10 protein-coding genes and 1 pseudogene are annotated in these 8,772 nt (G+C 56.8%); 5 read left to right on the forward strand and 6 right to left on the reverse strand.

Translation table 11 applies throughout. The features are described 5' to 3' along the window. Nucleotides 1-58: 58 nt before the first annotated feature. From VZP09_RS16650 to VZP09_RS16670, 5 genes and pseudogenes are all read right to left on the reverse strand, one after another. The gene (locus VZP09_RS16650) at nt 59-358 is read right to left on the reverse strand and encodes a DUF1889 family protein (protein ID WP_002916274.1); all 300 of its coding nucleotides are present in this window, start codon (nt 356-358) and stop codon (nt 59-61) included. Between the two features lie 184 nt (nt 359-542). After that, a pseudogene (locus tag VZP09_RS16655) lies at nt 543-2,095 on the reverse strand (peptide MFS transporter). Between the two features lie 472 nt (nt 2,096-2,567). Then, the gene (gene arsC / locus VZP09_RS16660; protein ID WP_004174498.1) at nt 2,568-2,990 is read right to left on the reverse strand and encodes a glutaredoxin-dependent arsenate reductase; all 423 of its coding nucleotides are present in this window, start codon (nt 2,988-2,990) and stop codon (nt 2,568-2,570) included. Nucleotides 2,991-2,999: 9 nt separating this feature from the next. Beyond that, entirely contained in the window at nt 3,000-4,292 is a 1,293-nt protein-coding gene (locus VZP09_RS16665) for an arsenic transporter (protein ID WP_032433598.1), read from the reverse strand. 51 nt (nt 4,293-4,343) lie between these two features. Beyond that, nucleotides 4,344-4,673: a metalloregulator ArsR/SmtB family transcription factor gene (locus VZP09_RS16670; RefSeq protein ID WP_002916281.1), complete on the reverse strand. Its 330-nt coding sequence runs from the start codon at nt 4,671-4,673 to the stop codon at nt 4,344-4,346. A gap of 218 nt (nt 4,674-4,891) precedes the next feature. Between VZP09_RS16670 and VZP09_RS16675 the strand changes: the two genes are divergently transcribed. Next, on the forward strand, nt 4,892-5,185 hold the full coding sequence (locus VZP09_RS16675; protein WP_002916282.1) for a YciI family protein: 294 nt from the start codon (nt 4,892-4,894) through the stop codon (nt 5,183-5,185). A gap of 30 nt (nt 5,186-5,215) precedes the next feature. After that, nucleotides 5,216-5,788 carry a DUF1349 domain-containing protein gene (locus tag VZP09_RS16680; RefSeq protein WP_002916283.1) on the forward strand — a complete coding sequence of 191 codons (573 nt, stop codon included), beginning with the start codon at nt 5,216-5,218 and terminating at the stop codon, nt 5,786-5,788. Nucleotides 5,789-5,791: 3 nt separating this feature from the next. Here the strand turns inward: VZP09_RS16680 and VZP09_RS16685 are convergent, their stop codons facing one another. Then, a complete protein-coding gene (locus VZP09_RS16685) occupies nt 5,792-6,718 on the reverse strand; it encodes a LysR family transcriptional regulator (protein ID WP_328795292.1) in 927 nt (308 codons plus the stop codon). Nucleotides 6,719-6,856: 138 nt separating this feature from the next. On the opposite strand from VZP09_RS16685, the gene VZP09_RS16690 reads away from it, so the two are divergent. Genes VZP09_RS16690 through VZP09_RS16700 form a run of 3 tightly spaced genes read left to right on the forward strand, consistent with a single transcriptional unit; the run spans nt 6,857 to nt 8,771 of the window. Continuing rightward, nucleotides 6,857-7,165, forward strand: coding sequence for a superoxide dismutase (locus VZP09_RS16690; protein WP_004151785.1), 309 nt, complete (start codon nt 6,857-6,859; stop codon nt 7,163-7,165). 8 nt (nt 7,166-7,173) lie between these two features. After that, nucleotides 7,174-7,731, forward strand: a complete 558-nt coding sequence (locus VZP09_RS16695) for an NAD(P)H-dependent oxidoreductase (protein ID WP_009485887.1) — start codon at nt 7,174-7,176, stop codon at nt 7,729-7,731. A gap of 20 nt (nt 7,732-7,751) precedes the next feature. After that, nucleotides 7,752-8,771 (forward strand): aldo/keto reductase, encoded by a 1,020-nt coding sequence (locus tag VZP09_RS16700; RefSeq protein WP_009485886.1) that lies wholly within the window; start codon nt 7,752-7,754, stop codon nt 8,769-8,771. Nucleotide 8,772 lies beyond the last annotated feature (1 nt).

Genomic DNA, 8,772 nt, shown 5'->3' on the forward strand with positions numbered 1-8,772 from the left:
AATGCCTTCCCAATAGGGGAAGGCATTAAGCTGAAGGGGCGGGGTGGATGCGCGGCGATTACACCAGGGCGCGCAGCTCTTCCCGCATATAGGTGGAAAAGAATTCCGGATGCTTTATCACCAGCCGTTCGCCGGCGGCGACCCGTTCAGCCCACTCCGCCACTTTATCGGTAAACCCAGCGCTCCAGCCCTGCTGTTGGCCGCGCGCAGCGACGTCGGCCGGGGTGGCGGGTACGCCTAGTTCTTTTAAATATTTGAGAATTCCCTTCGCGGTACTTTCATCCATAGACTGTGGTACTGGCTCAGACGTATTCATACCACCGATGAAATCCAATGCTTTATCAATGACTGCTGGCATAGGTGTGTCCTTATATTAACCACATAGTAAACCTGACTACACTATGGACCGGAAAGCGACGTGATTTCAAAGAACACGCTCACGTTATGGGACATCGCGCATTGTGAAAAGGGGATTTTGTTCTGCTGGGGCGGGGATTGGACAAAAAACAAGCCGGCCCCGTAGGGCCGGCCTGAGGATCGCGTCAGGCGTTGCTGAGGGATTTTTGCGCGGCGCTGGACCGGCTGTTCTCCAGCATCCGGCGGACCGGGACAATCAGCACGGCCAGCACGGCGGCGCAGATCAGCAATGCGATGGAGCAGCGGGCGAAGAGGTCCGGCAGCAGCGACAGCTGATCGGCCTTCACATGACCGCCGATCAGGCCCGCCGCCAGGTTACCCAGCGCGCTGGCGCAGAACCACAGCCCCATCATCTGGCCGCGCATTCTCTCCGGCGCCAGCAGAGTCATGGTCGCCAGCCCAATCGGGCTGAGGCACAGTTCACCGAGCGTCAGCATCAGGATGCTGCCCACCAGCCACAGCGGCGACACACCGGCCCCGCCGTTGCTCAGGACGTTCTGCGCCGCCAGCATCATCAGGCCAAAGNNGCCGCTGCGCACAGGATGCCAATGACGAATTTGGTCATACTGCCCGGACGAACGTTTTTACGCGCCAGCGCAGGCCACGCCCAGCTGAATACCGGCGCGAGGAGAATGATAAACAAGGCGTTAATCGACTGGAACCAGACCGCGGGGATCTCAAAATCGCCGATCATCCGGTTGGTATAGTCGTTAGCAAACAGGTTGAAGGAGGTCGGTTTCTGTTCAAACGCGGACCAGAAAAAGGCCGCCGAGACCAGCAAAATAAAGCACACCAGCAGGCGCGCCCGCTCTTTACGGTTGAGTCCGGCGAAGACGAACAGCCAGATGAAATAGAGCGCCACGGAGGCGGCAATCACATAGACCAGCACGCTGGCCACCGCTACCGGGTTAATCACGATCGTGCCCAGGCTGATAAGCGTGACCAGCACCGCCACTCCCAGCGCCAGCGCCAGCAGCCACGCTCCAACGCCATTCTTTTTCGCCACCGGGCTGTTCCAGGTGGAATCGAGGCCAACCTCCGCGTCATAGCGCTTCATCGACGGTANGGCAAAGACACGGAAAATGATCAGCGCCACCAGCATCCCGATCCCTCCGATGCCGAAGCCCCAGTGCCAGCCATGCGATTTGATAAGCCAGCCAGAGATCAATGGCGCGATAAACGAGCCGATGTTGATCCCCATGTAGAACAGCGAAAAACCACCGTCGCGGCGCGCGTCGCCCTTTTTATATAGGGTGCCGACCATCACCGAGATACAGGTTTTAAACAACCCGGAACCCAGGACGATAAACATCAGACCGATAAAGAACAGATCGTTGCCCAGCCATGCTGACAGAGCGATCGACAGGTGCCCCAGGGCGATCAGGATAGAGCCGTACCAGACGGCGCGTTGTTGGCCAAGCCAGTTATCCGCCAGCCAGCCGCCAGGCAGCGCGGCCAGATACATACTGCCGGCAAAAATCCCAACGATCGCCGAGGCGTTCTCTCGCGCCAGGCCCATGCCGCCGTCGTACACTGTCGCCGCCATAAACAGGATCAGTAAAGGACGGATGCCGTAAAACGAGAAGCGCTCCCACATTTCAGTGAAGAACAGGGAGCCCAGCGGATAAGGATGGCCGAAAAAGGTACGGCTTTCGTTTTTATTAACAGAGGAATGCATAAATTCTCCAGGTAAGGTGCGCCGCAGCGCAAGTTAACCGTATAAAGCAGGCTGACGATTTATAATTTGTTTGTATTAACATCAAACACGAGCATTTTTAACCATTTGATAACCACGCAATGGTTTTGTCCAGCCCCTTACCTTCCCTTTTTAGATGAAAAGTCGACAAACATCTAGTTTTACAGATTTAATGNTCGCAATAATGCAAACGACGTTGACTTTATATCATTACGCACAAAAAGAAATTTTACCCATTAAAAACAAACAGTTAATAATTTATCGAGAGACATAAACCACCGGCGCAGAGGCGGTGTATAACGGCAGGAAAAGTAAGGGAAACAGACTGGATAGTGGAGAAATAGCGCTAAGCGAGAATATTGTCAGCAATCCAGGCGCTACATACCTGGAGAGCCTACCATACAGCAGGATTAACACGGCATGCCGGCTGCTACAGCCGGCGCCATTCTGCGCGCTATTTCACACGCTGCCCTGCGGCATCAATGACTGGCTCACCGTCCTCCTTCACGAATGCGCCTTTTTGCGGCGCCGTCAGGATCTCCAGCACCACCTCTGACGGGCGGCAGAGTCGGGCGCCCTGCGGCGTCGTTACGATCGGACGGTTAATCAGGATCGGATGCTGAAGCATAAAGTCGATTATCTGGTCGTCAGTAAACCGGTCTTCCGCCAGGCCCAGCGCGTCGTAGGGTTCGACGTTTTTCCGCAGCAGCGCGCGCACCGGGATCCCCATCGCGGCGAGCAGCTGGCGCAGCTCATCACCCGACGGCGGCGTCTCCAGATAATAGATAATGGTGGGCTCGGCGCCGCTGTTACGGATCAGCGCCAGCGTATTACGCGAGGTGCCGCAGTCAGGGTTATGGTAAATGGTGATGCTCATAGTACGTTCTCATGGCTGGTTGAAGGAGAGACGCAGCGCCAGCGCGGCCAGCGTCACAAGCAGCACCGGCAGGGTCATGGTGATGCCGCAGCGGAAATAATACCCCCAACCGATGGTGATGTACTTCTGCGCCAGCACATGCAGCCAGAGCAGCGTGGCCAGGCTACCAATTGGCGTGATCTTGGGCCCCAGATCGCAGCCGATGACGTTGGCATAAATCATGGCCTCTTTGATCGTCCCTGTTGCCGCGCTGCCATCAATCGACAGGGCGCCGACCAGTACGCTGGGCATATTATTCATAATCGAAGAGAGGAAGGCCGACAGAACACCAGTGCCCAGCGTCGCGGCCCAGAGGCCGCGCTCCGCCAGCATGTTCAGCACCGTGGTCAGATAGTCCGTTAACCCGGCGTTTCGCAGACCATACACCACCAGATACATTCCCAGCGAGAAGATCACTATCTGCCACGGGGCGCCGCGCAGCACCTTACCGGTGTTAATTACCCGCCCGTGCTTCGCGACAGCAAACAGGATCCCGGCACCGAGCGCCGCGATGGCGCTGACCGGGATCCCCAGCGGTTCAAGGACGAAAAAGCCAGCCAGCAACAGCAGCAGCACGCCCCAGCCGGTGCGGAACGTCGCTGGATCTTTTATTGCCGTGGCCGGCGCTTTCAGTAACGCCATATCCCAGGCCGGCGGGATATCCTTGCGAAAGAACAGGTGCAGCATCGCCAGGGTGGTGAGGATCGCCGCGAGATCGACCGGCACCATCACCGAAGCGTACTCCCTGAAGCCGATGGCAAAGAAATCTGCCGAAACGATATTCACCAGATTCGATACCACCAGCGGCAGGCTGGCGGTATCGGCAATAAATCCGGCGGCCATGACAAAGGCCAGCATCGTTCCCTTGCTGAACCCCAGCGCTCGCAGCATGGCAATCACGATTGGCGTGAGGATCAGCGCCGCCCCATCGTTGGCAAACAGCGCCGCCACAGCCGCGCCGAGCAGGATAATCCAGGTAAACAGCAGACGACCCCGGCCTCTTCCCCAGCGGGAAACGTGCAGCGCGGCCCATTCGAAAAAGCCAGACTCATCAAGCAGCAGGCTGATAATGATAACGGCGATAAAGGTGGCGGTCGCATTCCAGACGATATGCCATACCACCGGGATATCGGCTACCTGTACGCCACCGGTGGCCAGCGCCAGCGCCGCGCCAAATGCCGCGCTCCAGCCGATCCCTAACCCCCGCGGCTGCCAGATCACCAGCACCAGGGTCAGGATAAAAATCGTACCTGCCAGCAACATCGTTCCTCCGCCAATCACATTCGAAAAATCATATATGTTAAGATAAATTTTTTACCGGCAACCCGGCCCGCCAGCCAGTCTGCTGATCATCAGCCGCACATCCTCCTGCTGACTGAGCCAGGCCTGCTCAATCACCTGCGCCGCCCAGGCCGGCATCTGCGGAGAGAGGCGGTAATGGACCCACTTACCCTGTTTACGATCCAGCAGCAATCCGCTCTCACGGAGCATCGCCAGATGGCGGGAGATCTTGGGCTGGGACTGGGCGAGCGCCGTACAGAGATCGCACACGCACAGCTCTCCACGCGCCTTGAGCAGCAATACGATCCCCAGACGAGTTTCATCGGCGAGGTTTTTGAACAGTTGCAGGGGCAATAAAGACATGATTTCTCCTCAAGCGTGACGGACAGCATACGGGGCCACAAAGAAAGATCAATATACATGCGTAAAAACATATATATTAATTCACGTCTGCGATGAGCATCCGGGATGTTGCGCCCCGCCATCCCTGCTAAATAGCACGGAAAAATGCCGCGTTTTCTTTTATCCACCATCGAAATATGTCAGGCTGGAGATCCCATTGGATTGCCAGGGCTTTCAGGATGAGTACGATTTATGTGGTTGTTTTAACGTATATAAAACCGCTCGAAGAGGTTGACCGTGCGATCCCCGCCCACATCGAATGGCTCAAAAAAGGCTATGCCGACGGCCTCTTTCTCGCCTCCGGCCGCCGTATTCCCCGCACCGGCGGCGTCATTCTGGCAAAATGCGATAGCCGGGAAACTCTGCAAGCGCGTCTGAGCCAGGATCCCTTCCAGCAGCTGGGTCTCGCCCGTACAGAGATTATTCCCTTTGAGGCCAGCATGGCGTCACCCGCGCTGCAGTCGCTGTTATAACCCTGTCTGAAAGCATATCCCGGAGGAAAAATGCAGCCGTACTTTCACTGGATCAATGAACCTGCCGAGTGGCGCCGCGATTCCGACGGCCTGACGGTGGTCACTAATAAGCATACCGACTTCTGGCGCCATACCTGGTATGGCTTCGAGCGCTTCTCTGGCCATCTCTATGCCGCAGAAGTGGCGGGCGATTTTACCCTGCAGGCAAAAATCTGTGCGGATTTCACCACGCTTTACGACCAGGCCGGGCTGATGATGATGGCCGACGAGCAGACCTGGCTGAAGGCGGGAATTGAATTCAATGACGATGCCCCGGCCATCGGCAGCGTACTGACGCTAACCCACTCCGACTGGGCCACCGGGCTTTTCCCCGGCGACCCGCGCACCTTCTGGCTGCGGCTGACCCGCAAGGGCGACGCGTTAAGGCTGCAGTATTCAACCGACGGCGAGCGCTGGCCGCTGCTGCGGCTCGGCTACTTTCCGCCAGGCCCGGTGAAAGCGGGCGTCATGTGCTGCTCACCGGAGCGTGGCGGACTGGCGGTTGCGTTTCAGGATATTCAGCTTTCCCCGCCGCTGGACAAAGCGCTGCACGATCTGAGCTGAACGCTAGCGGGAAGACCCGACTTTCTCTGCATCNTCCGCGGCATGCATTATCAGGAAATCAATCAGGGCTTTCACCCTTTTCGTTCTGCCTGCGTTTTTTGGGTAATAGAGATAAACCGGCGGATAGGTTTTCCAGTAGTCCTCCATCACGGGAATAAACTGCTCACGATCGGGCTGTAATTGCAGGATAGGTTCAAATAAACGGCCAATCCCCAGTCCGTGGCGAATACCGTCGGCCATGACGTCAATATCATTGCTGATTAACTGTCCGGGCATCTCGACGGTGAGCTGCTCGCCGTGGTCATTGAGGATCAGCGGCAGGATGCGGTTGTTGGTAATAAAGCGATAGCCAATCAGCCGGTGATGATGGAGATCGGCAGGCATCGCGGGCACGCCATATTCGGCAAGATAGGCAGAGGAGGCGTATAGCCCTTCACGAAACGGCTTCATTAACGGGCGGGCGACCACGCCGCCTTCGAGAATATCGCCAAAGCGGATCCCAAGGTCGAAACGTTCTTCAATAATATTGACGGTACCGTCATAGACCGATATTTCCAGCTGGATCCCCGGATATTGCTGACAAAATGCCGCCATCGCCGGTTTGAGAATAAGCAGGTAGGCAAAGCGCGAGAGGGTTATTCTCACTGCCCCGGAGGGCTCCTGATTCTGGTCGCGGATGATTTCCAGCGACTTTTCCAGTGTCTCCACCGCCGCGGCGGTCTGCTCCAGCAGCTGTTGCCCGGTTTCCGTCAGCTCGATACGCCGGGTAGTGCGCACAAAAAGGGGGTGGCCAATATGCTCCTCCAGCAGCCTGAGCGCATTGCTGACCGACGGCGGCGTGATTTCGAGCTTGCGCGCGGCGGCCGAGATATTGCCCTCGCGCGCAATGCTCTGAAAGATGCGTATCTGATTATAAAGCGCGTTATTCATAGCATCTCCTTAAGACACCCTCGCCTGATTATTAAGTACAGGCTAAATATTCTTAAGTCAATGACCGCCTAATCTTCCCCCCCTGCGGCTCGTATACTTTTGTCTCTTCCCGCTGACAACGACTTTCCGGAGACAACTATGCGAATTTTATGTCTGGATATCCCTGCCCCCGGCGCGACGCTGGAACACTATGCGCCGCACCTTACCGCAGAAGCCCTGCACGCCTGGGGACTGTACAAGTCAGGTTTTATTCGCGACATCTATTTCCGTCAGGATCGACCCGGCGTCGCTATTTTCCTCGAGTGCGACACCGTGGAAGAGGCGAATAATGTCATGGCCGAATTTCCGCTGGCAAAAGCGGGTCTATTAACCTTCGAGTGTATTCCACTCGGCTCGTTTATTAGCTGGGAAAATCTCTTCTCTGCTGAATTTAAACATCAGGAGTAACGTTGGGAATGGCTCATATTCTTGTCGTTTCCGGGCATCCGGATCTTAACCATTCCATCGCCAACGCCACCATCCTCGATGAGCTGGCGACCGCCCTGCCTGATGCGGAAATCCGTCGTCTGGACTGGCTCTATCCGGACGGCAAATTCAACATCGCCGCTGAGCAGGAAAGCCTGCTGCAGGCGGATGTGATTGTCTGGCAGTTTCCCTTTAGCTGGTATGGGCTGCCCGGGTTAATGAAACAGTGGCTGGACGAGGTATTTGTCCACGGCTTCGCCCATGGCTCAACGGCGAAACTGGGTGGTAAAAAGCTGATCCTCTCCTTCACCACGGGAGCGCCACAGGCGCTCTATACCGCTGACGGTTTCTTTGGCCATGCCATTGAGGAGTATCTCCTTCCCTTCGAGACCACGGCCAGGCTGTGCAATCTTGAGCTGCTGGCGCCGGTTTATACCTGCGGTATTAGCTACGCCGACCGGGATGCCGACAAAATCGCTCAGCAAAAAACGCTTGCCCGGGAACACGCGGCCAGACTGATCGCGCGGCTTAAAACTCTGGTGGAATAACCCAAAGGGAGAAAATAACGATGCAGTATACCCGGCTCGGGAAGAGTGACTTACTGGTCTCCCGTATCTGCATGGGATGTATGGGGTTTGGCGATCCGTCAACGGGTCAGCATCGCTGGACGCTGGACGAAACAGCCAGCCGGGACATCATCCGCCACGCTCTGGAACAGGGCATCAATTTTTACGATACCGCCATCGCCTATCAGAACGGCTCCAGCGAACGGTACGTTGGCCGGGCGCTGCGGGAGATGGCAAAACGCGAGGAGGTGGTGCTGGCCACCAAGTTTCTGCCACGAACCGCCGCGCAGATTGCCGAGGGGATCAGCGGAAAACAGGCGATAGCCCGCTCGCTTGACCAGAGTCTGCGAAACCTCGGGATGGACTACATCGACCTCTACATCTACCACATCTGGGATTACAACACCCCGGTTATCGACGTGCTGGAGGCGCTGCACACCGCAGTGACCGCCGGCAAGGTGCGCGCGATTGGCATTTCCAATTGCTATGCCTGGCAACTGGCGAAGGCGAACGCTCTTGCCGAACGCGAAGGGCTGACATCCTTTGTTTCTGTGCAGAGCCACTACAACCTGATTATGCGTGAAGATGAACGAGAGCTGTTCGGGCTGTGCGCGGAAGAGGGTATCGCCATGACTCCCTATAGCGCGCTGGCCAGCGGCCGTCTCTCCCGCTTAGAAGGCCACACGCGGCGAGAGGTGGAAGATGATTATGCCCGGAGCAAATACGACGGCACGGCAGAGCAGGATCGGATCATTATTGCCCGCGTCGCCGAACTTGCCGAACGGCATCAGGTCTCCATGACCGAAATTTCGCTGGCCTGGCTGCTGACTAAAGTCACCGCCCCGGTGATCGGCGCCACGCAAAAGCATCATGTTGACGGCGCGGTCAACGCTGTAGCCCTTCAACTGAGCCCGGAAGACATCCGTTATCTGGAAGAAGCCTATCAGCCGCACTTCCTCACAGGCGTGATGGCGCAAAACACGCCGCAAGCCAAAGACCGTCCTCAGGTGTGGACGCGCTAAC

Source organism: Klebsiella sp. EMBS2024 (assembly GCF_036233805.1).
Taxonomy (GTDB): Bacteria; Pseudomonadota; Gammaproteobacteria; order Enterobacterales; family Enterobacteriaceae; genus Klebsiella; species Klebsiella pneumoniae.

Bases quoted from the DNA above. Each gene is read 5' to 3' on its own strand.
- VZP09_RS16650 (WP_002916274.1), bottom strand. From the start codon at position 358: ATGCCAGCAGTCATTGATAAAGCATTGGATTTCATCGGTGGTATGAAT.
- arsC (WP_004174498.1), bottom strand. From the start codon at position 2,990: ATGAGCATCACCATTTACCATAACCCTGACTGCGGCACCTCGCGTAAT.
- VZP09_RS16665 (WP_032433598.1), bottom strand. From the start codon at position 4,292: ATGTTGCTGGCAGGTACGATTTTTATCCTGACCCTGGTGCTGGTGATC.
- VZP09_RS16670 (WP_002916281.1), bottom strand. From the start codon at position 4,673: ATGTCTTTATTGCCCCTGCAACTGTTCAAAAACCTCGCCGATGAAACT.
- VZP09_RS16675 (WP_002916282.1), top strand. From the start codon at position 4,892: ATGAGTACGATTTATGTGGTTGTTTTAACGTATATAAAACCGCTCGAA.
- VZP09_RS16680 (WP_002916283.1), top strand. From the start codon at position 5,216: ATGCAGCCGTACTTTCACTGGATCAATGAACCTGCCGAGTGGCGCCGC.
- VZP09_RS16690 (WP_004151785.1), top strand. From the start codon at position 6,857: ATGCGAATTTTATGTCTGGATATCCCTGCCCCCGGCGCGACGCTGGAA.
- VZP09_RS16695 (WP_009485887.1), top strand. From the start codon at position 7,174: ATGGCTCATATTCTTGTCGTTTCCGGGCATCCGGATCTTAACCATTCC.
- VZP09_RS16700 (WP_009485886.1), top strand. From the start codon at position 7,752: ATGCAGTATACCCGGCTCGGGAAGAGTGACTTACTGGTCTCCCGTATC.